The sequence below is a fragment of the Bernardetia sp. ABR2-2B genome, from assembly GCF_037126435.1.
Classification (GTDB): domain Bacteria; phylum Bacteroidota; class Bacteroidia; order Cytophagales; family Bernardetiaceae; genus Bernardetia.
Genome location: NZ_CP147020.1, coordinates 4,344,613 through 4,366,928, shown reverse-complemented (window position 1 = coordinate 4,366,928; position 22,316 = coordinate 4,344,613). Strand labels below are relative to the sequence as shown.

The window sequence follows — 22,316 nt, the reverse complement described above, 5'->3', positions numbered from 1 at the left end:
ACAGTACATTAATATAACTATTTTTTCTGAGAAATCGTTCCACTTTCCTATCTTTTTTTAAGAAAAAATGAATAAAATTTCAGCGAATATTTCCTTGTCTTTTTAAGAACAGATGAAGCCTTTTTCAATACAATTAATCACATATTTTGAATAATTAATCAAAATTTGCGAACTTGATAGTTTATATTCAAAATCAATTATAAATTCTACTATGTTAAAGAAAAATTATTTTTTATCCCTTTTTCTAGGAGTTTTTGCTCTTTCTAGTGTTTATTTCTCTTCGGAGGCAATAGCACAAGAAGATAAAAAAACAAAAATTAGTGTTACCGATATTTATTCAAACGGAACACTTTATGCCAAAAATCTACAAGGTGTTGATTGGACAAACAATGGTCAGTTTTATACTCGTATGGACGGCAATGCTATTGTTCGTTATGACATCAAAACCAATAAAGCCGTCGAAACTATTTTTGATGGAGATGCTTCTGACCCAAAAATCAGTATTGCAGAATACTCTTTTTCAGATAAAGAAGACAAAATCTTGGTTCAAACAAATCGTCAAGCTATTTATCGCCGTTCGTATGTAGCTGAATATTACGTGGTAGATACAAGTGATAAGTCAGTCAAAAAACTTTCAGAGAAAGGTCGTTCTGCCTATGCTACTTTCTCTCCAGATGGCTCAAAGGTGGCTTTCTTTAGAGACAACAACCTTTTTTATGTTACATTATCTGACATGAACGAAACCCAAATTACAGGCAATGGACTTTTCAATAAAATCATAAATGGTGCTGGAGATTGGGTTTATGAAGAAGAGTTTAGTCTTACAAAAGCTTTTGACTGGTCACCAGACGGCAAAAACTTAGCTTTTATTCAGTTTGATGAGAGTAGAGTAATGGAGTACAATATGCAGTATTGGGCTGATAAATCTCAACTTTATCCAATTGATTATAAATTCAAATATCCAAAAGCAGGTGCTGATAATTCTACTGTCAAAGTGTTTGTTTATAACTTGGAATCTAAAAAACAAAAGGAAATTGATTTAGGAGAAGAAAAAGATATTTACGTTCCTCGTTTGCAGTTTACAAATGATTCTGATATTTTGGCTATTCGTAGAATGAACCGTCTGCAAAACAAAATTGACCTTATCCACGCCAATATCAAAAAAGATAAAACAAAAATAGTTTATTCTGATGAAGACAAAGATGGATATGTGGATTTTGATTATACACAAGACTTGATTTATCTTCAAGATGGAAAGCATTTTATTGTCTCTAGTGAACGTACGGGTTACAAGCATTTGTACCTTTATACAATGGACGGAAAGCAGGTTCGCCAAATCACAAATGGAGATTGGGAAGTCATTGAGCTTTTGGGAGTAGAAGAGGAAGGTTTGAAAGTACCGATGCTCTATTATATTTCTACACAAGATTCTCCTCTTGAGCGTCATTTGTATATGGTTGATTTGAAGGGCAAAAAAGCTCGTAAACTTACAGACAGACACGGAACAAATTCTGTTGATATGAGTAAAGATTTTGCTTTTTATATCCTTACCCACGAAAGTACAGAAATGCCTGTTAATTATCGTTTGTACCAAACGAAAGGAAATTTACTTTTAAGTAAAATTCAAGATAACGATGGACTTATCAATACATTCAAGGAAAATGACTTACCTCAAAAGGAACTTTCTACATTCAAAAATAGAAATGGAGAAATACTTAATTATCAAATCTTTAAGCCAGTTGATTTTGATGAGAACAAAAAATACCCTGTTTTGATGCATGTTTATGGAGGACCTGGTTCGCAGCTTGTAACTGATTCTTGGGCAGGTGGAACAAACGACCTTTGGCATGGAATGCTTACTCAAAAAGGCTATATCGTAGTTACGGTAGATAATCGTGGTACGCAAGGGCGTGGCGAAGCATTTAAAAAAGCAACTTACAAAAATTTAGGAAAGCTAGAAGTAGAAGACCAAATAGATGGTGCAAAATTCGTTGGTAGTTTACCTTTTGTTGATAAAGAAAGAATTGGTATTTGGGGTTGGAGTTATGGTGGTTATATGTCTTCGCTTTTGATGATGCTTGGTGCAGATTATTTCAAAGCTGGAATTGCTGTTGCGCCTGTTACTTCGTGGAGATATTATGACACCATTTATACAGAACGTTTTTTACAACGTCCACAAGACAATGCAAAGGGATACGATGATTTCTCGCCAATTACACATGCTGCAAAACTAAAAGGAGAATTTCTTTTGGTTCACGGAACTGGCGATGATAATGTACATGTTCAAAATTCTATTGCACTTCAAAACGCACTTGTAAATGCAAATCGTCCGTTCGAAATGTTTTATTATCCAGATAGAAATCATGGAATTTATGGTGGAATGACCAGAATCCACTTATATAATATGATGACAAAATTTGTAGAAGATAATTTGTAAGATTGAAAATACAATTTAACACTAAGGCACTAAGAAAATAAACAGCTACACAAGCAATAAAACCCTATCTTTTAGATTACTCTAATTGATAGGATTTTTAACTAAATACAGTTTGAAAATAAAGAATCAAGAGAAAACAGCTACGCAAGAAAATAAATACTACTTATGGAAGGTTTGCAAAAACATCAGTTACCAAAGGCAAAAGTTGATTTTTGATAAGCTCTGTATTAAAGTTTATCAAAAGTCCTTTTGGTTTTTGAGACAATTTAAGATAAGTAAGAAGTTGAGCCTAATGAAGAGGTATAAGTTTTTCTACTGCTTTTAGCTCAACGACTACAGTATTTTCTATCAAGAGGTCAAGTCGTAATGTTTCTTTGAGTAATATACCCTTATAATAAATTGGTACTCTTACTTCTGTCTCTACCTTCAAACCTTGTAATTTGCATTCCTCAACCATACAAGATTGGTAAACAGATTCTAACAGTCCTGCACCTAACTGTTTATGTACTTCCATTGCACAGCCTACGATTTTGTAAGCAATATCATTTACTGTTTTTTTTGTAAGCATATTATTTTTTATGACCTTTAAATTAAGCATTGATTTATTAAAAAATACCTTGTGAAACTTAGTGTTCTTAGTAGCTTAGTGTTAAAATCATTGTATTTACTGATTACTTGTTCTTTCCATATACGTCTGCAAAATCAAAACAGCACTTATTTTATCTACATTTGATTTATTTCTACGATTTTTCTTACTCATTCCTCCACTAATCATGGCATCTAAGGCAAGTGAAGACGTAAAACGCTCATCTTCTAAAGCAATTGGAATATCTGGAAAAAGAGTTTCTAGTTTTTTCTGAAACTTGACTACGGCTGCTGCATTACTAGAAGGCGAATTATCTAACTTTTTAGGCATTCCTAATACAAAAACTTCCACAGGTTCGGTTTCAACATAATTTTTGATGTACTCTAAGACCTCCTTTTCAGCAACCGTTTCTAAAGCTGTTGCAATTATTTTTTCAGAATCAGTAACAGCAAGTCCTACTCTTTTTTGTCCGTAATCGATGGCTAATAATCTTCCCATAGTTAATTTCTTAGTATTAATAATTTGATTTTTACTCAAAAATACGATAAAACAAACCTATTTTTGATAGAAACTCTAATTTTATACTTAAATTTCATTTTCAAAACTAAACTTATACTCAAAATTTCAAAAAAATGACTCAAAAACTAATAACTCAATTCTCTTCAAAATTTCTTATTGCAGGAGTTTTATTTGCATTTTATGCGTGTGGAACACCTACCAACACAGATAGTACAGAGACGAACACAGAAGTTCAGCAAACTGTAAATGCAGAAGCAAACACAGAGCAAGAAAACTTAGAGTATGCCGAAAAACAAGAAGCAACTAATCAAGCTATTGCTATGTATGAATTTTTGAAAAATGGTTTGTATGAAAATACTTCTGAGTTAGTAGATAAAGAAAATTATACCGATTACTCGGACGAAACTTGGGTTGCACTTTTGAAAAATGAAGAAGCAACAAAAGGAGCAGTAGAAAAATATGCTATGCAAACTTCTCAAATAGAAACATTAGAAGATGGAAGCAAAGCAGTAAAAATGACTTTTGACGTAACCCGTAATGGCAAAAAATATAAAGAAGAAATGGATTTCATAAAAATGAATGGCAAAACTTCTTACCTTTTAAAAGAAATAGAGTTTGAGGCAGAAACAACTACCGAAGAAGATAATGACTAACTAATAAATCCTAAGGGTCTTGGAGACCCTTAGGGTTTGAATTACAATTGATTATTCTGTTCCAAAATATTGACTGGAAACTCTTTTTGTAGAAGCTGATAAAGCTCTTTTTCTTCTTGTGTCTTTTGTAAGGCAAAATCTATGACTTCAATAGAAGTATATTTTGCACCCATTTTTTTGCTCAAAAAATCTGCCTTTGACTCATTATATCCTGCCTTTATCTCATCCAAAACATCAATATAAAAGTTATAATCTGTTTGGCGTTGACTACTCAAAACAACAACTGCCTTTTTTGGATGTTGAGAATAATTTTCATCTTTTCCATAATTCATCAAATGTGTTTTGACAAGGTTTTTGATTTCTGAAACTGTTCCATTTTTATCTGATTCAATCAAAATCTTATTTTCAGAATTAATAGCAATTCGCAAAACATCTCTATCTAATGCTGGTGTTGGCTGAGTTTTCTGTTCCTGTTTTGGTGGTAAAGACATCGCAAATCCTTTTTCCGTTGCGATTCGTGTACTGACCAAAAAAAAGATAAGTAATAGAAAGGCAATATCTGCCATCGAACTCGCATTTACAGTCGCTTTTTGTCTTTTGAGATTCATAAAATTGAAAGTTTAATTTTTTGAAAAATTGATTTATAATTGGCAAGTTTCAAGCATATATGAAAAACTCGCTTTATTTTTGAATCCCTTTTTATCCAATTAGTAACATTTCAAATTTCAATATCTTAAAGACAATAAGCAACGTAATGCTAAAAAACTGCGTTTATAGATTGTAATCTGTATTTTTACTACACCAAAAAATTCTACCTATTCTATATCAAAAGAACTAAAAAATTATGCAACCTTATTTCAATTATATTTTATCTTTATTTACATTATTCTTCATTACTGTATTTATCACAAAAAATTCGGTAGCTCAAGACCTCAACCAACCCAATAACGCTACTTCTGTTTCAGAAAAGACTTTTGTAGATTATAAGCCTATTTACAAAAAATGGCAAAACAACTATATTTTAGATAAAATTGATTATACAAAAGACCGAACAATTTTTCATTTTCGTTATGTCTCGCATTATGAACAAGGAACTGCAACCTACTACGGACCGGGAGAAGATTTAGCTTGGTTTTTGAAAAATGATAAAAACTCATCAGAGATTTTTAAAATGATAGAAATAAAAAATATTGCTCGTAATGGAAAAGTAGAAATTCCACTTCTCAATGCAAAAAGACCAGTACAACTTATTACACATGATAATGATGTTTTTACGTGTGAAGTTCATTTTCCTAGAATCCCAAATCACATTAAAGTAGCTGATTTTATTGAGGGAGTTGGGGCAGAACTAAAGACAAATCATTTTAACTGCCTTGATGTACAGATGAAAACATTTGACAGTCAAGATTTGGGTTCGCAGCAAGATATGATTGCCAATATTACAGACTTTCAAAAGCAAGAAGGAGTTACTAATAATCCGATTCCTGAACTACCAGAAACGATAGAAGAACCAAAAATAGACGAACGAATAGAAGAAGAACAAAAAGTAGATGGAGTTTTTGCACAGCGTTTTTTGGAACTTACAAACGAATTAAGAACAAACGGCTGTCATTGTGGAGGAAGTTATTTTGCGCCTGTTGATGAAGTAGCTTGGAGCGATACAGTAGCCTATGCAACAAAAGAACTCGTTGTAAACCTTTGGAAAACAGATGGAATGACAACTGATATTGGAAAAAAAAGTACCGTTCAGCGTCTTTCGGAAGTAGGAATAGAAACCGAAAGAGCTTATGAAAATATGTCATATAGTTTTACAGAAATAGAACAGGCTTTTCGTGGTTGGAAACTCACACCTCCACAATGTAAACGCTTGATGGATGCACGAGTAAAACGAATTGGTGCAGCAAGAAAAGAAAAATATTGGTCAATGATTTTGATTTATTAAAAGTTCAATTACGGATTACGGATTAAAAATTACGAGTTGTTTAGCTTGACTTATAATTTACTTATCATAACAGTTATTATCTTTCTTCTTAATTTCTCAAGCAAACATTATTTCATATTGAACACTCACAAAATAAATTCTACTTCTCATTCTGATTTTTTGAATGAAAAGCGACAAGACCCAATTACAGGCGATTTGATTGTAGAAGGAGATGAGATTGTTTTTTGTAAGGAATGTAAATCAGCTTTTTTGAAAAGCTCTTGGGAATATCTAAACGAAAAACATTGCAATCAGAATCGAACTTTATCCATTTTTCCAGTAAAAAAAACGCTTAATTTAAAATCGAAGAGACAGTATTTTAAAGCCTATTTACACAGCATTTCAGATTGGAAGCAATTTGATACACAGCTTAAAACATTGCCTTGGGTGCTTTCTAGTTTGGATATGGAGGAATATAAAAGAGAGAAAAACGTTAATAAAGGATTTACTTTAAAAAGATTTATTTTAGGTTCATTATTACTTTCTTTAGTGTGGTTTTTTGCTTTTCTATACAATATAATTTCTAGTAATTGGTTTTTTCTATCCATTCCCATTGGTATTCTATTATTTATAGCAATAATTGCAGGTTGGTCAAAAAGAATTTTAGAAGATACTACTTTTGGGATTGATAAAAGTAATCCTGTTATAAGCATAGAAAAAGACCAAATCATTGTATTTATGCCTTACAAAGAACAAAAAGTAACTCTAGCAAAATATAAAGTAGAAGAGATTGAACTGATTCCGAAAGAAGGAAGTAATTACAAACTACGCATTTCGTATAAAGGAGGAACACTATTTTTCTCTATGAATCTGAACTATTTAAAGTTTGAAACTTTGATAGAGACCCTTTATGATTGGTCAAATACCGTCAGAATTGATTTGACAAAAGTAAAATTTGCACTGAGAGGAATGAGAGATTACAGTTATTTGTATGCTTCCTTGGATGAAGAAGATGAAAATCCGAATTTGCTTTTGCCTTAAAAAAATAAAAATCGTGAATACAGATAAAAAGAGTTCAGTTAAAAACAACTTAGGTTTAGAAAAAATTCTCAATTCGAAATCTGAAAGAAAATACTTCAAACACCACTTGAGTAGTCTTTCAGATTGGAAACAATTTGAAATGCAACTCACAACATTACCTTGGGAAGTTTCTAATCTGAATATGAAAGAGTTTAAAGAGAAGCCTAAACATTCACTTGCACGTTTAGGGATATTTATAAGCTCATTACTATTATTTCCTCTTTTTGGATATTTGCTTTCCTTCTTAAATCCTTTTCTGTCTTTTTTCAAAGAATATTCATTGGTTATAAGTTCATTTCTATTGATGTTGGTATTACTATTTATTGGAATATTTTTAAGTGAAGGTTTAAAGATGGTAGATAAATTAAAAAAGCCAATCATAAGCATAGAAAAAGACCAAATCATTGTATTTATGCCTTATAAAAAGCAAAAAGTGATTTTGGAAAAACATAAAATTGAAGAAATTAAACTAATCCCAAAAGAGGACAATAATTATCAATTACAGGTCTCATTTAGAAAAGAAGTATTATTCTTTTCAATGAATCTAAATGAAGATATGTTCAAGAATTTAGTTAAAACTCTTAAAAGTTGGTCAGATACAGCAAAAATTGATTTATCAACTTAGCAAACAAGAAGATGAAAACCCAAGTTTGCTTTTGCCTTAGTTTTTTTTAAACCGTCGTTGAGGCGTTGCCGTCAACGAGGGTTTTTCTAATTAATTTAAAAAATAAAACCAAAAACCCCTTTGCAGCTTTATAATTTTTATATTTTAATGATTCTTTGAAATGATATAATACAGAAATAGAAAGTGATTTATATTCTTCTTTATTTCGACACAAATAAAACCCTTTTTGACAAACTTTGAAGGTAGAATAAAGATGAGGATTGTTTTTTTTCTTGAAGGTAGAAGAATGAGAATGATTTGTTTTTCTATAAAAAGTTAGGTTTTCATTAAGAAAAATGTACTTCCAATTTCTAGCACTTCGCACCCAAAAATCATAATCTTCGTAGGAAAGTGATTCATCATATCCTCCTAATTCTTCCAAAACCTCTCTTTTGATAAGCATTGTAGGCGAACAAATCATTCCTCCTGCTCTAATAAGCTCTTTAAAAATAAAACCGTCTTTTGGTATTTTTTTGTACCAATCAAAATAATAGTTTCCTAGTTTATTACTTTTCTCATCAATCAAAACAGCATTTGTAAAACAAACTCCTGTCTTGCTATCAGCATTTTCTAAAGTCTTGGCTTGTTTCTCTAGCTTATCGATTTCAAATTTGTCATCGGCAGCTAAGTCAATGATATACTTTCCTTTCGAAATTCTAAACCCTTCATTAAAAGCTACACAGTTTCCTTTATTTTCTTTTAAATGAATAGTTTGAACAGTGTGAAGAAGGTTTTCTTTTACAATTTTATCTATAATTTCTTTGCTCTTATCCGTACTGGCATCATTTACAATAATCAATTCCCAATTTTTGTAGGTCTGATTAAAGACAGAATATAATGCCTCTGCAATAAACTCTGCGTGATTATAACACAAACAAATTATTGAAACCATTTTTTAATAATGAGGTTGTATTTTTCAACTATTGACAGCCTTCTGAAAGGACTGTCAAAGTAAAAATGAAGATACTAACAAGAGGTTGAAATTACTTCTGAATCACTAATTTCTTAACCGTCGTAAAGTTTTTGTACTGACATCTAACTAAATACATTCCATTTTTTATAGAAGACGGAAGTCTTATTTCTCTATCAATAGCAAAAGCAGAATATGGATTCAATGAATATTCTCCTAAAGTTTTTCCTGTTAAATCTATAATCTGAACGCTTTCTACTTTGCCTTTCAAATTTATTTTATCTTGTGCAGGGTTAGGATATAACAGTAGATTTTGCTCCCACAGATTATACTCGTTATTTTCTGTAATATCTTCAACTCCTGTAACAATATCTTCTTTTGAAAACACAGGACGCAACATCAAACTTCCATCAACAAACTCATTTTGTTCCCAATAATTACGAACATTAAAAAACATTTTACTTTTAGAATCTGTCTGTACATCTAATCCAATAGGCAACATATTGTCTCCCAACTGCTGGATTCCTATATAGATTGTGTCTGAAATATCAATAGGACGAGAAAGAGCAATGCGCTTAAATTCATTTATATTGTCAGAATATCTAAGAATAGAATTTTGAGTAAGCATAAGCGAATCTTTAATTTCTGTTTTTGACAAATCAAGTTTTTTCCAAACTCTGATATTAAATGTTTGATTTTCTACACTTGCTCCAATACGTGAAAAATAAACATCAATATGCGTCAGAATATCTGGTTGAGAAACATAATACTGATAGGCAAGTTGTCCAAATCTTTGATTGATTCCTGCTGCATACTCTGCCGTTCCATCATCATAAGCATAATAATCTTTAAAAACAGAAGTTTGGCTAATTGTGTCATTACTTCTTGTATAAACTCCTCCAAAATTCTCATCTGGCTCTCTTGTATTTACTTGAAATTGATGCGTAATTGTCATCGAATCTTGTCCCTGTGGTAGTAAATCTGCATACGGAACGGCTACAATTTTCTTGTTTTTCTCAAAACCTTCTATCAATGTAGAAGACGAAATAACTTCATCGTTTAAGCCATACCAATACCCTAAAATGTCCTTTGTTTCTTCATTTCTAACCTCACATTGATAAGCAATGACATTGAATGTTTCATCTAAATTATTTACAGTAGAAAAAACCGAATCTTTCAGAAAGCGTGTTGTATCACTCCAAAAATGTTGATAAGGAACAGCCGAATAAGGTTTGATAAAATGAGCAGAAGATTGACTTGTCGCTACATCAAGAAAAACTGTGTCAGTAGGGCTTCTATCAGTATTGAAATAAATATAATCTACATTCCAAACATCAAAAGCTCCTGAAAGACGATTATAAGACGTAAAACGAAACTGCAAACTATCGTGAAAAAACTTTTCGTCTTCTATCTTAAAGATAATATGTTCAAATTTCTTGGTGTCTATTCTTCCTCCTCTTTTTTCCCATTTTTGTTCCCAGTTTCCTTCATTATCCAAAAATTCTACTTTCAGAAAATCTGTTGTATCAGGTGTTTCTCCATTTCCACGAGCCTGTACCATAAAAGAAAAGAAAAGCTCTTGATTTGGATTGACTAAAGTTAAGTCAAAACGTTGAGAGGTAAGCGTATCTCCCAACCCCTGACGAGTAGGAAAAAGTTGGTCATAAGGTTTTCCATCTGCTGCCACTCCATCAAAAGTAGCTACATTTTTAGTGGGAGGGTTGAGAGGAATTCCGTTATTTATAAAAACGCCACTTCCTTTTATCCATTTAGCAGAATCAGGCGCACCTACCGAAGTAGTAGAAAAATCTTCAAAAAAGGGTAATGTAAGCAGAATTGTATCTTCTTCCATACGCTGAATTTTATTCAAACGAGGAGAGAGAGACTTTAATTTTTTATTGTTTTTGAGTTTTTGAGAACTGTTTTGATTTTGAGTAGGGAAAACCAAGATTTGAGCAACAGCCTTCGTATAAATTCCTGTACCTATAAAAATAAGTAGCAAAAGTGTTATTATCGTTTTGTTCATAACTACAAAAATAAGGAAAAATAGATTTTTTATCGAATTGAATCGAATGGAAAGATTAAAATTTAATTTTGTAGAGATTTTTTCCGATAGATAAATGCAAATTTGGATGTGTAGATTTTAATTCTGACTACAAAGATAATTTTTTGTGAATGGTTATCAAATTTATGTGAAAATATTTCTTTTGCTGTGATACATTCCTATTTGAATAATTTCTTCCAAAAAGGCTTTCTAGGAGTATGATTTTTTCCCCTTACTATTTCATTTACCTGCGTAATCTCATCCCCCATCAGACCTGCAATTGGCTCTAATTCTTTATAATTCTGACAAACAATTTTCAAAATTGCAGCTAAGGGAATAAATAAAACCATTCCAGACAGTCCCCAAACAAAGCCACCTGCAATCAAAGATAATATAGCAGCTAAAGGATTCAGACTTACTTCCCCACCAATAATTTTTGGAGTAAGAAAATTTCCTTCTAAGAACTGAACAGCCCAAAAAGCAATCAATACATACAAAGCTGTTGTCGGACTATGATTCATCAGCGCATATAAGGCAGGTAAAAGCGCACCAATTCCTGTTCCGATATAAGGAATAATCGCCAAACAAGCAGCCAAAAAACCAAAAAAGAAAGGCGATTCAAGACCAATAATCCAAAGAGCGATACTGTCCAAAAGACCAATTACGAAAATAATTATTATTAACCCTCCAATATATTTTTGTCCTACTTGCTGTACATCTTTCAAAAGATGTGTGAAAGCAATACGATAATCGGTGTGAACAAAACGCAATAATACGTCTCTAATTCCTGTGCGATAAAGCAGAAACAAGAATACATATATTGGAAGAAGAAATAGTCCTGAGAAAAAACTACTTGTTTGGTTGAGTGTGCCTGACAAAACGGAAGTACCAGAACTAGAGAGCCATTTTTTAGACTGGTTGAGCAAACTCTCATCATCTAATTTTGAGTTGGGAACAATGGTGTTGTACTGCTCAATTCCTTGATGAATCAGATTTAACAACTTTCCTCTAAAGTCTTCAAACTCACTTACAATATTGACTACTTGGGTTGAGAAAAAATAAAAAAGACCAAAAAGCCCTGCCACTACAATAAAAAAACAAATTAGAATACTCAGAATACGAGGTATTCCTTTGTCCTCAAAAAATTTGCATAAAGGATACAAAATAAATGAAATAAGAACTGAATAAGTAAAAGGAATTAAAAGCCCTTTTGCTTCTGTAATTGCAAAAACGAAAAGCACCAAAAATGCAACAATATAAAATGCTGTCTTTATAGAAAAAGGAAGTTTGGTAAATTGGAGATTGTTTTCGTCCATAAAAATAAAGTTTAAAAAATTGTTTTCTTGAAATATTATATAAAATGTGTCATAAGAAGCAAAGTCTAATCAGATAACTACACTTTGCTTTTTATGTTGAATGAAATGAGTATAAATTTAACTTTTATTTTCTAAAAAGGTAAACGATATTTGGAAAGCTGAATAAAAAAGTCAGTAACAGCACTTGGGATAAGAATCGCACTAATCACAAAACCAAACACAGCTCCATACAAATGCGCTGAATGATTGATGTTATCAGATGAGTTTTTGCTCTGATAATAAGAATAAATCACATATAAAGTTCCTAAAACAAAAGCAGGAATTGGAATTGGAATTAATAATAAAAATAATTTCTCAGTAGGTTGAAACAAAATAGAAGCAAAAACAATTGCCGAAACTCCACCTGATGCGCCCAAAGAACTATAAGCAGGCATATCTTTATATTTGAAAAAAGAAGGTAAGTCTGAAACGATAATCGCAACCAAATAAACTCCTAAAAAAATGACAGCTCCCCAAATATTTCCATAACTTTTGATAAATACTTGCTCTACCACTCCTCCAAAAAAGAAAAAAGTAAGCATATTAAAACCCAAATGCGCCCAGCCATTATGAATAAAACCTGATGAGAGAAGACGATGATATTGTTTTCTTTTATTAGCTAAAAAAGGGTTATGTAATAATTTAGCTTGTAGCTCTGGGTTATTAAATCCTAAGACACTAATTATAATTGTGATAACTAAAATAGCTAGAGAAACTGAGATATTGATAGTATCCATTTTGTATATATTTTTTTGATAATTAAAATGTCAAATAATTTCTTAAATAAACTTTGTAGTAAATAATCTAACGAAAAAATAATCAGTTTAGCTAAAAATCAACCCATTTTAAATAATTTTTAAAAGAATTTATAGAATTAAATTTCTTAAAACTAGAATTAAATTAAATTAAACAAGGTATAAACGAAACTCAATTAAAAAGAACACGTTAAGGAAAGTATTAATAGCTTTACTATTATCTTTTAAGAATAGTTTCTAGGACTTTTTTTAGTTAAACAATTCTGTTGTAAGATAACTTTATTATAAGTAAAGGCTTTCAAAAATTATTCAAAAGTAAAAATAAAAATTGTGAAAGAAACGATATATAGAAGCATTGTAAAGGGAATCAGTTGGCGAGTATTTGCTACCATAGACACTATTTTATTATCATGGCTCATTACAGGTCATTTTGGAGATGCCTTAAAGATAGGTTTGGGAGAAGTGTTTACCAAAACGATTCTTTATTTTTTACATGAGAGAGTTTGGAATCAAATCAATGAAAGTAATAACCGTTTTGTCTCTAAAGGTAAAAGTTTCTTAAAAGGTGTAAGTTGGAGAATATTCGGAACAATAGATACTTTTTTGATTGCTTTCTTTTTTACAGGAACTCCTTTTGCAGCTTCACAGATTGCAGCCTTCGAAGTAATAACTAAATTAGCTCTTTATTATTTTCATGAGCGTGGTTGGGAACGTGTTGCTTGGGGAAAGATAGACAAAACTCCTCACGCTACAACTGTTGAAGAATGTATAAATTGCCAATGAGAATTAGAGTTAGAAAATAAATTTTAAGAAAAAAACCTATTCAATCAAGACGATTGAATAGGTTTTTTAGTTTATGGTTATTGTGAAGTTATTATCTCACAATCATAAATGAACCTGTTTTCTGGATTTGCTTTGTAGAACCACTAAAAGGGTCTGTATAACGAATAATCCAAATATATGCTCCTGTCGGTACGTTTTTACCTTTATGAGTTCCATCCCAAAAATCTTGAGGTTCTAGGTCTGAAATGTCATCAGCACGAACTTCATAAATCACTTCACTCCAACGGTTGAAGATTTGCATTTCGAAGTTTTTGACATGCTTACCAAAAACCTCAAAATTATCATTCAAATTATCGCTATTTGGCGTAAAGGCTTCAGGAATAAAAAGACGTGGCTGACAAAGTTCGGTTACAAAAGTGCTATCATTTGTTTCACATTCTGTTGTATAACGAGCAATGACACGCAAACGATAATTTCCACCTTCTTCAATTTCTAGTGAATCTTCGTTTCCTAAAAACTGTCCTGTCGAATCTGTCCAAACATATAAATAAGTTATGGTAGAGTCTCTATTGAGAAGGTTAGAACGTAAAATATGCGTTTGTCCTCTTTCGAAACGGTCTTCTTCTCCTAGCTCAAAGCAAAGTGTCGTATCAGAAACTAATTCTAAAACAGGCTTTTCTTTGATTTGTACTTCTGTTTGCCTAGTAAAGACACAATCATCAATTTTTACTTCTACACTATAAGTTCCAGATTCGGCAACATTTATAAATGGAGTTACATCTCCTGTTGGTGTCCAGAAATAAGTTGCACGAGCTTCAGTAGCAGAATCTAAAAAGTTGAGCGTGTCTCCAATCATTACACTTTCATTTTCACAAACCTGTAATAGTTCTGGTAGCTCAAAAGTCGGACTTACATAAACATGAACTGTATCTACATTCTGACAGCCATTTGAATCTGTTCCCATCACAATATAATCTGTCGGAACTTTCGGACTAACCGTAATTGTATCAAAAGCAGTTGGGTCATTGAGCCAAACATAATTTTTTCCACCAGAAGGATAAAGCGTAATCGAATCATCTGCACAAATACTGACTGTATCAACGCTATGCGCTCTAATAGTTGGTAATGGATTTACAAAAACGATGGCTGTATCCCCTGTGTTCTGACATTCATTCAAATATCCACCTGTTACTGTGAAAATATGGAAACCTGTTGTGTCTAATTGTACGGTAATCGTTTGAGTTGTTTCGCCTGTACTCCAAAGATAAGAAGTTGCGCCTCTCGCTGTTAGTTCGACAAAGTCTCCAATACAAACCTCTTCTTTGTAGGTAGAATCAATTTTTATATCAGAAGCACGATTAAACTTAACCAAAACTCTGTCCGTAGAATCACAACCTGTAAGCGAATCATAAACTGTCAAGACAATATGAAAAGGCTCATAAGAAACTGGTTGAATGTCCTCAAAAGAAATATTGAGAACAGAATCTCTTGAAAGAAGCGTATTATTTTCTTCGTGCGTCCAAATATACTTTGTAAAAGCAGGATTATCAGGTAAGAAACCATTTATTTCAAGATTTTCATTTTCACACAAAAGAATTTCTTCTTCTTCTACACTTGCAATTGCTTTACGATTGACACGAATTTTGACAGTATCACTTACGCCACCACACTCAGTAGAAGAATTAAAGTAAGTCTTCAAAACATACGTATGTTCGCCTACTTCTTGAGGTGTTACAGTTACGTTTGTAGTGGTTGCAAAAGAAGTAGTTTCGGGAAGTTTTATCCATTCAAAACGGTTTCCAGAGCTTTCTCCTCCTTCTAAAACTATGCTTTCATTGATACAAATAACTGAATCACTTGCATTTATTCGTGCAATTGGTTTTCTTCTGAAACGAACATTTACAGTATCAGTAGAAAAACAACCTCCATCTGGGTCAGTTACTTTTATCTCAAAACGCTGTGAAGCAAAGCTTTCAGTCGTCTCATAGGTAATTTTGACTTTCGGAGTTGTAGCAACTGCTTGATTGCTTTCTAACCACGTCCAGACATATTGATAATCATCGTCATGAGTTGGGTCAAAGGCATCTAAAGTGAGCGAATCTCCTTGACAAAGTGTTGTTGTATCTGTTGTAGCTGAGTTTAATAAAGGAAATTCAATTGCAGGACGAACAAATACTTCAACCGATTTTGTAATAGAACAATTTGCTATTGTACTTGTGTCTGTAACTGTTACGGTATAAATTCCACTTACATCAACGATAGCTCTTCGGTTAGAATCGCTCAAAGATACAATTCCGTTTCCTTCCCAATCAATAAGCATATTTCGAAGGTTTGTAGCTTCTATTCGTAAGGTATCTTGACTTCCACAAGCGTAATTTTCGTGTCCTAAGATTTGAAAATCTGGGTCTGCTGTGAAGTTCACACGAATAGTATCTCTTGCCTCACAGCCTCTTGGGTCTATGGCAGTTACTGTATAAATTCCTTCTTCTGTTGCATCATAAACAGAATCTGTTCCGATAATTGCAGGGTCATTTTCTTTGTACCATTCATAAGTAGTTCCGTTTTGATGAGAAATATCAGAACCCACCAAACGATACGGCAAACTGGAAGGGTTACAAACAAATACATCTTCGCCTAAATCTACATCTAATGTATCATAATTAGTAACCGAAACAATATTACTAGAATCACTACAACCTGTTTCAAGATTAGTAACAATTACAAAATACGTTCCTTGTAAAGAAACATATAGAGAATCATTTCCATTTCCTACCGTAACAATATCGCCATCATCTTTTATGCTTCTCCAATCATAGATAAACGAACCATCTAAAGTAGCTACTAATGGAACAACATCATCGACACATTTTATTCTATCTACTCCCAAATCAACGACAGGAAGAGGATGCACAACAAAAGTAATTACTTCGCTATTAGCAGAACAACCGTTTGAAGTAGCAAAGCCTTTAGCATAAATTTCATATGTTCCTGCCTCAAGTGTGTTAGGCTGAATGATGTATGGATTTGAAGTGGAAACAGGCAAACCATTAATAAAATATTGATGATTAATTCCTCCTGCTACTTCGAAAGTAGCAGCTTCATCAATACAAAAAGCTGTGTTTGATTCTACCCAATTTACTTTTGGAGGATGTACTGTCGTAATTGTTACTTCGTCTGTCGTAACTGTTCCACTACAATTTTTGTCTGTAATAGAAAGAGGTTTGTATGTATTTGTATTCGTGTTTATTATAAATGTTTGAGGACTTGGGCTTCCGACTGCTCCTACAATTTCAGTTTCTACTCGCACAATACCAAATGTATCTGTTACTTGATAAGTAAGCGTTGCAGGAAAATTTCCTGTAATGGTAAAGACTACATCAGTAGGGCTATCAGCACAAACTGTTGCTGTTCCACTTACTGTTGCTGTTGGCTCTGGATAAACAGTAACTGTTGCTGTATCGGCTAACATTTGTGTACAACGTCTTCCAAAATCGCCTATTCGTGTAGCTTGTACTGAATATGTGAATCTATCCTCTCCTGTTGTAAGTGTAGTGCTTTCAGGTAATCCAGTAAAAGTAATTGTAGCTAAATCAACAGTTGGAGTTTGGATTGCACCTGTTATGGCTACTCCTTCTCTAAACAATTGATATTCTACGCCTTCTTCTGCATTCGTAACTATAATATCAGAAGTTCCTGTCAAACAATGCGTAATTGGAGAAGCTGAAACAACTAAAGTAGATTCATCTGTTTCGGGTTCAGCATAAAAACTAACATTTACAGAACTTTGTGCTGGACAAGTTGCCCTCGTATCTGTAACAATTACTGTATAAATAGCTGTATTTGTTTCTCCTCCTTGAAGAGCAAAATTATTTACAACTTGACTTTGTTCTGTTCCTAAAGGAATTAGAGTAGGGTCAGCAGCACTACTTACAAACCATTGATAAGTATAAAAAGGAGATGCAGGAGCAGAAATTGTTTGTTCTCCTTCACTCGTACAAAACCCTAAATCAGTAACCACAGCTCCTTCAAATTTTATTTCTGTATCTGGAGAAGGGAAAAATTCGATTGTGATTTCATCTGTTCTACTACAAAGATTTGGATTATCATTACTGATAACTTCTAAAATATAAGTTTCAGAACTAGAAAAATTTGATGCAGGTGTAACAAGTGTACTTGTGTTACTCACAACACCAACACCTACTTGTGTCCACACATAAGAAACAGAACCAAAATCTAAATGAGAAGGCAAAGCTCCTTCTAAAGTACGTGCGCCTTCCGAATCACAGAAAGCTAAGTTGTCAGGCGCAGTAGTTCCATCAAATTGAATTTCTGCAATCGGATTTGCTAAGAAATTAATAGTTATTATAGTTGTACTCTCACAAAACACTGGATTTGATTCATCATTTACTACTAATTGATAATCAACTGCTTGTGTCGTATTACTTGGGCTAGTAACTGATATTTGTGCTGTATTTCCTGCAAATACTCCTGTTGTTAGGTTTGTCCATTCGTAAGTAATATTCAATCCTGCATGGCTTGGATGAACACCACTCAAAATTTGCGCTCCCTCGTCAAAACAAAAATCTAAACTTCCACCGTTTGGAACTGCTGTTCCGTCATGAGAAATTTCAGCAACTGGATTTTCTATAAATTGAATGGTTATTTGTGCCGTTCGTTCACAAGAAGGTGTTATTCCATTTGTTACTGAAAGCTCATAGGTTGTAGTTGCTCCAAAATTAGAAACATCTAAGGTTGGGGCTGTTCCGACGACTGTTCCTGTTGCAATGTCTTTCCATTCATAAGTAATACCTGGAAAACTTGCGTGGTCTGGCGTTACTCCGTTAAGTGTTTGAGTGCCGTCTGAATTACAGAATTGTAATGAATTTCCTGTTTCAATATTTCCATCAAAAGAAATTTCAGCTTCTGGGTTTGGATAAAAGTTAATAGTCATTGTGGCTAAACTCTCACAAAACACAGGGTTTGATTCATCTTTTACTATCAATTGATAATCAATAGAAGAAAAAGTATTTGTAGGATTCGAAACTGATACTTGTGGGTCAGTTCCTAACAAAACTCCATTTGTAATGTCTGTCCACTCATAAGTAATATTCAAACCTGCATGACTTGGATGAACACCATCTAAAACCTGCGCTCCCTCATCAAAACAAAAATCCAAACTTCCACCGTTTGGAACTGCTACTCCGTTATGAGAAATTTCAGCAACTGGATTTTCTATAAATTGAATGGTTATTTGTGCCGTTCGTTCACAAGAAGGTGTTATTCCATTTGTTACTGAAAGCTCATAGGTTGTAGTTGCTCCAAAGTTAGAAATATCTAAGGTTGGGGCTGTTCCGACGACTGTTCCTGTTGCAACATCCTTCCATTCATAAGTAATACCTGCAAAACTTGCGTGGTCTGGCGTTACTCCGTTAAGTGTTTGAGTGCCGTCTGAATTACAGAATTGTAATGAATTTCCTGTTTCAATATTTCCATCAAAAGAAATTTCAGCTTCTGGGTTTGGATAAAAGTTAATAGTCATTGTGGCTAAACTCTCACAAAACACAGGGTTTGATTCATCTTTTACTATCAATTGATAATCAATAGAAGAAAAAGTATTTGTAGGACTCGAAACTGATACTTGTGGGTCAGTTCCTAGCAAAACTCCATTTGTAATGTCTGTCCACTCATAAGTAATATTCAAACCTGCATGACTTGGATGAACACCATCTAAAACCTGCGCTCCCTCATCAAAACAAAAATCTAAACTTCCACCGTTTGGAACTGCTGTTCCGTCATGAGAAATCTCTGCAACTGGATTTTCTATAAATTGAATGGTTGCTGTTGCTACATTCGAACAGGAAGTAGTTTCTCCATTTGATACAGTGAGTTGGTAATTTGTTGTTGTACTAAAATTATTAGCTGTAAATGCTGGGTCTGTACTCACAACTAATCCTGTTCCTAAATCTATCCATTCGTAAGTAATATTTGGAAAACTTGCATGGTCTGGTGTAACACCACTTATTACTTGTCCTCCATCTGAATCACAGAATTGTAGTGGGTCAGTAAATGTAGCACCTGCAAAGGAAATTTCAGCTTCTGGAATTGGATAAAATGTAACCAAAATAACATCTGAACTAAGACAATTTGTTGTATTTGAAGTTTCATTATTAGTTACTTCTAATCTATATTCATAGGTAGTAGCTACCAATCCTACTGAACCAACAGTAGTTGTGAGTGTAGCTGAAATTTCGCCAGTTAGTTCTGTTCCATCTCTAAACCATTTATAACTAGGATTATCAAAATCAACAACACTTTCAGCTTCCAAAATTATTGCACCATCACAAACTTCCAAATCATCTCCTAATGTAAAACTAGGGTTCGGATTTACGTTTACAGTAGTTGTTATTGGATTATCTGAATTTTCACAAAAAGCATCTTGTACATTAGTTATGGTATAAACTCCTGCTTCACTTGTAGTAAAAGAATAAGTATCTGCGTTAATTCCAGTAACTGTAACCTCTGGCTCACTATCTCGCTGATAAGTAAGTGTAAACGGCTGAGTTCCACTCATTGTTACGATCAGTTCTACATCCTCGCCTTGACATAAATTCGTTCCTCCACTAAATTCTGCTGTTGGAAGTGGATGTACAATAATTTCGGGTACTGCATCTAAAGTTATTTCACAATCGCCTTCTGTTAGTGTATTTCTTACTATTACAAAATATTGTGTTGTGGTACTTATCGTAGGAGTTGTAAAAATAATAGGATCTCCTGTTAATGAAGATTCTGCTGTTCCGATAGGTGCGCCAACTACTCCTGCATTATTTTCGTATAATTGATAAGTATATCTTGTACCAATTTCTGGATTTACTATTCTGATTGTTCCTTCTCCTGTATTACAAATAGAATCTGTCTCTACAGTAATAGTTGTGATAGGCAAAGGCTCAAAAGTAATTTTTATCTCATCTTCATACACACAACTACTTGAAGGAATACGCATTTCTAATTTATAAAAAACCTCAAAAGGCGTTTGTGGAACAGGTAGTATTTCAGAAGCTGTAAAGGTTACATTTGTTGCTAGTGGAATATCTGTATAAGTCGTTCCTCCATCTGTACTTCTTCTCCATTGATAGGTAGCATTCGCTGGATGAGAAGTGTCCGTTCCATCTAAGTCGACAGAAGTATTTTCACATATCACTCTATCCTCTCCCAAATCAATCGTAATATCTCCTAATACATCTAATTCTGCTTGTTCATCTAATAAAACAGTACAGAAAGGCTCATCTGAATAACTTGCTTCTACTTGAATTGTAGAAATTCCTACTGGAAGTCCTGTAAGTGGAAGTTCAATGGTTGCTCCTGTTCCTGTAACTGGACTACCAAAGGCAACTCCGTCATCCAAGATTTGATAATTAATATCTAATTGAGAGTCTACTATTCTGACAAAAGCACCTGAAGCAGAACATAATGTACTATCATTTGGAAAAACGGTAAGGTCTTTAATTAACTCATCTCTAACAGTAATTTCTGCCTCTTCATCTAGCAAAACAGTACAAAAAGACTCATCTGCATAACTCGCTTGTACTTGAATTGTAGAAATACCTGCAGGAAGTCCTGTAAGAGGAAGCTCAATGGTGGCATCAGTTCCTGTAACTGCTGTACCAAAAAGAGTTCCATCTACAAGTAATTGATATTCAATATCCAATTGGGAAGCTACTACTCTAAAAGTAATATCAGAACCGAAACAAATTGTAGTATCATTCGGAAAAACTATTAAATCTTTTTCAAGTTCAGGTTTTATAGTAACATCTATTTCATCTTCTCCAACTGGACAAGGCGATGATAATTCTGTAACAACTACTTTATAGGTTACAGGGTCAATTTGTGGTACATGGTTAGGGTCAAATGTAGAAACAGTAGAAGGCGCACCTTGAGACACATCATCTACAAACCACTCAAATCTATAATTAGGACTAGGATTTGGACAAGTAACCTCTAATAAAGGCAGCGTTTCTGTGCTACACACATTTATATCCTCTCCCAAATCTACTGGACAGTCATCAACAAATATGATAGAGCAATCGGTACTTCCAAAACCACCTATTTTAGTAATAGACAAATCTGCAGGAGAGTTACTAAAATTAGTAACTAACATTATAAATATTTCACCTGTTTGTCCATTATTTAAATCAGGAAACTCTGTTGTAGCAGAAGCATAACTATCACTACTAGGAGCAAGTCCCCCTGCAAATATGATTGCACAAGCCTCGCTAGGCGTAGTACATGATTCAAATGGCCCCCAAACAGCAAAATCTATATCTCTAGATGGTGTAGAAGATAATCTCAAATTAATAGTTCCTGGATCATCTACTCTCATAAAAAGCCAAGCTGGATTTGGAGTTGTTCCTAAATCTCCATAATTAGGTCCAATAGGTGCATCTCCATTATTTGTACCAGCAGGATAAGTCAGTCCAGAGTCTGTACAGAAAGGAGTAGAACTAACACAAGTAGTTCCTTGTGCATTTAAGGAATTCCAAGATGAAGTCGTATAAAAAAACACTGTCAGTAAGACAGTAGAGAATATGTAAAAATATTTTTTCATTGTTTTA

The 22,316-nt window shown here is 33.3% G+C and carries 13 protein-coding genes and 1 pseudogene; 6 read left to right on the top strand and 8 right to left on the bottom strand.

Annotated features, from left to right (window positions below):
* Positions 1 to 211: 211 nt before the first annotated feature.
* The gene (locus WAF17_RS18375) at positions 212 to 2,437 is read left to right on the top strand and encodes a S9 family peptidase (protein ID WP_338762813.1); all 2,226 of its coding nucleotides are present in this window, start codon (positions 212 to 214) and stop codon (positions 2,435 to 2,437) included.
* A 163-nt stretch (positions 2,438 to 2,600) separates the two neighbouring features.
* Here WAF17_RS18375 and WAF17_RS18370 read toward each other — a convergent pair.
* Positions 2,601 to 3,005 (bottom strand): annotated as a pseudogene (locus WAF17_RS18370) (GxxExxY protein).
* A 96-nt stretch (positions 3,006 to 3,101) separates the two neighbouring features.
* On the bottom strand, positions 3,102 to 3,521 hold the full coding sequence (gene ruvX / locus WAF17_RS18365) for a Holliday junction resolvase RuvX (protein ID WP_338762811.1): 420 nt from the start codon (positions 3,519 to 3,521) through the stop codon (positions 3,102 to 3,104).
* Positions 3,522 to 3,655: 134 nt separating this feature from the next.
* Between ruvX and WAF17_RS18360 the strand changes: the two genes are divergently transcribed.
* Positions 3,656 to 4,195 (top strand): hypothetical protein, encoded by a 540-nt coding sequence (locus WAF17_RS18360; protein WP_338762808.1) that lies wholly within the window; start codon positions 3,656 to 3,658, stop codon positions 4,193 to 4,195.
* Between the two features lie 41 nt (positions 4,196 to 4,236).
* Here the strand turns inward: WAF17_RS18360 and WAF17_RS18355 are convergent, their stop codons facing one another.
* On the bottom strand, positions 4,237 to 4,803 hold the full coding sequence (locus WAF17_RS18355) for a biopolymer transporter ExbD (protein ID WP_338762805.1): 567 nt from the start codon (positions 4,801 to 4,803) through the stop codon (positions 4,237 to 4,239).
* 236 nt (positions 4,804 to 5,039) lie between these two features.
* On the opposite strand from WAF17_RS18355, the gene WAF17_RS18350 reads away from it, so the two are divergent.
* The 3 genes from WAF17_RS18350 to WAF17_RS18340 all read left to right on the top strand — a co-directional run bounded on the left by WAF17_RS18350 (position 5,040) and on the right by WAF17_RS18340 (position 7,821).
* Complete coding sequence (locus tag WAF17_RS18350) at positions 5,040 to 6,137, top strand: hypothetical protein (RefSeq protein WP_338762803.1); 1,098 nt, start codon at positions 5,040 to 5,042, stop codon at positions 6,135 to 6,137.
* Positions 6,138 to 6,254: 117 nt separating this feature from the next.
* Positions 6,255 to 7,157, top strand: a complete 903-nt coding sequence (locus tag WAF17_RS18345; RefSeq protein WP_338762801.1) for a hypothetical protein — start codon at positions 6,255 to 6,257, stop codon at positions 7,155 to 7,157.
* Positions 7,158 to 7,170: 13 nt separating this feature from the next.
* Positions 7,171 to 7,821, top strand: coding sequence for a hypothetical protein (locus tag WAF17_RS18340; protein WP_338762799.1), 651 nt, complete (start codon positions 7,171 to 7,173; stop codon positions 7,819 to 7,821).
* A gap of 46 nt (positions 7,822 to 7,867) precedes the next feature.
* On the opposite strand, the gene WAF17_RS18335 is transcribed toward WAF17_RS18340, so the two are convergent.
* The 4 genes from WAF17_RS18335 to WAF17_RS18320 all read right to left on the bottom strand — a co-directional run bounded on the left by WAF17_RS18335 (position 7,868) and on the right by WAF17_RS18320 (position 12,906).
* Positions 7,868 to 8,752 carry a glycosyltransferase gene (locus WAF17_RS18335; protein WP_338762797.1) on the bottom strand — a complete coding sequence of 295 codons (885 nt, stop codon included), beginning with the start codon at positions 8,750 to 8,752 and terminating at the stop codon, positions 7,868 to 7,870.
* Positions 8,753 to 8,843: 91 nt separating this feature from the next.
* Positions 8,844 to 10,796, bottom strand: coding sequence for a T9SS type A sorting domain-containing protein (locus WAF17_RS18330; protein ID WP_338762795.1), 1,953 nt, complete (start codon positions 10,794 to 10,796; stop codon positions 8,844 to 8,846).
* A gap of 197 nt (positions 10,797 to 10,993) precedes the next feature.
* The gene (locus tag WAF17_RS18325) at positions 10,994 to 12,130 is read right to left on the bottom strand and encodes an AI-2E family transporter (RefSeq protein WP_338762793.1); all 1,137 of its coding nucleotides are present in this window, start codon (positions 12,128 to 12,130) and stop codon (positions 10,994 to 10,996) included.
* Between the two features lie 131 nt (positions 12,131 to 12,261).
* Positions 12,262 to 12,906 carry a rhomboid family intramembrane serine protease gene (locus WAF17_RS18320; protein WP_338762791.1) on the bottom strand — a complete coding sequence of 215 codons (645 nt, stop codon included), beginning with the start codon at positions 12,904 to 12,906 and terminating at the stop codon, positions 12,262 to 12,264.
* A gap of 348 nt (positions 12,907 to 13,254) precedes the next feature.
* Between WAF17_RS18320 and WAF17_RS18315 the strand changes: the two genes are divergently transcribed.
* Positions 13,255 to 13,707, top strand: coding sequence for a DUF2061 domain-containing protein (locus tag WAF17_RS18315; RefSeq protein ID WP_338762789.1), 453 nt, complete (start codon positions 13,255 to 13,257; stop codon positions 13,705 to 13,707).
* 91 nt (positions 13,708 to 13,798) lie between these two features.
* On the opposite strand, the gene WAF17_RS18310 is transcribed toward WAF17_RS18315, so the two are convergent.
* A complete protein-coding gene (locus tag WAF17_RS18310) occupies positions 13,799 to 22,309 on the bottom strand; it encodes a gliding motility-associated C-terminal domain-containing protein (RefSeq protein WP_338762786.1) in 8,511 nt (2,836 codons plus the stop codon).
* Between the last annotated feature and the right edge of the window lie 7 nt (positions 22,310 to 22,316).

What these genes read in the sequence shown, in the direction of transcription:
- WAF17_RS18375 (WP_338762813.1), top strand. Translation starts at nt 212, where the DNA reads ATGTTAAAGAAAAATTATTTTTTATCCCTTTTTCTAGGAGTTTTTGCT.
- ruvX (WP_338762811.1), bottom strand. Translation starts at nt 3,521, where the DNA reads ATGGGAAGATTATTAGCCATCGATTACGGACAAAAAAGAGTAGGACTT.
- WAF17_RS18360 (WP_338762808.1), top strand. Translation starts at nt 3,656, where the DNA reads ATGACTCAAAAACTAATAACTCAATTCTCTTCAAAATTTCTTATTGCA.
- WAF17_RS18355 (WP_338762805.1), bottom strand. Translation starts at nt 4,803, where the DNA reads ATGAATCTCAAAAGACAAAAAGCGACTGTAAATGCGAGTTCGATGGCA.
- WAF17_RS18350 (WP_338762803.1), top strand. Translation starts at nt 5,040, where the DNA reads ATGCAACCTTATTTCAATTATATTTTATCTTTATTTACATTATTCTTC.
- WAF17_RS18335 (WP_338762797.1), bottom strand. Translation starts at nt 8,752, where the DNA reads ATGGTTTCAATAATTTGTTTGTGTTATAATCACGCAGAGTTTATTGCA.
- WAF17_RS18330 (WP_338762795.1), bottom strand. Translation starts at nt 10,796, where the DNA reads ATGAACAAAACGATAATAACACTTTTGCTACTTATTTTTATAGGTACA.
- WAF17_RS18325 (WP_338762793.1), bottom strand. Translation starts at nt 12,130, where the DNA reads ATGGACGAAAACAATCTCCAATTTACCAAACTTCCTTTTTCTATAAAG.
- WAF17_RS18320 (WP_338762791.1), bottom strand. Translation starts at nt 12,906, where the DNA reads ATGGATACTATCAATATCTCAGTTTCTCTAGCTATTTTAGTTATCACA.
- WAF17_RS18310 (WP_338762786.1), bottom strand. Translation starts at nt 22,309, where the DNA reads ATGAAAAAATATTTTTACATATTCTCTACTGTCTTACTGACAGTGTTT.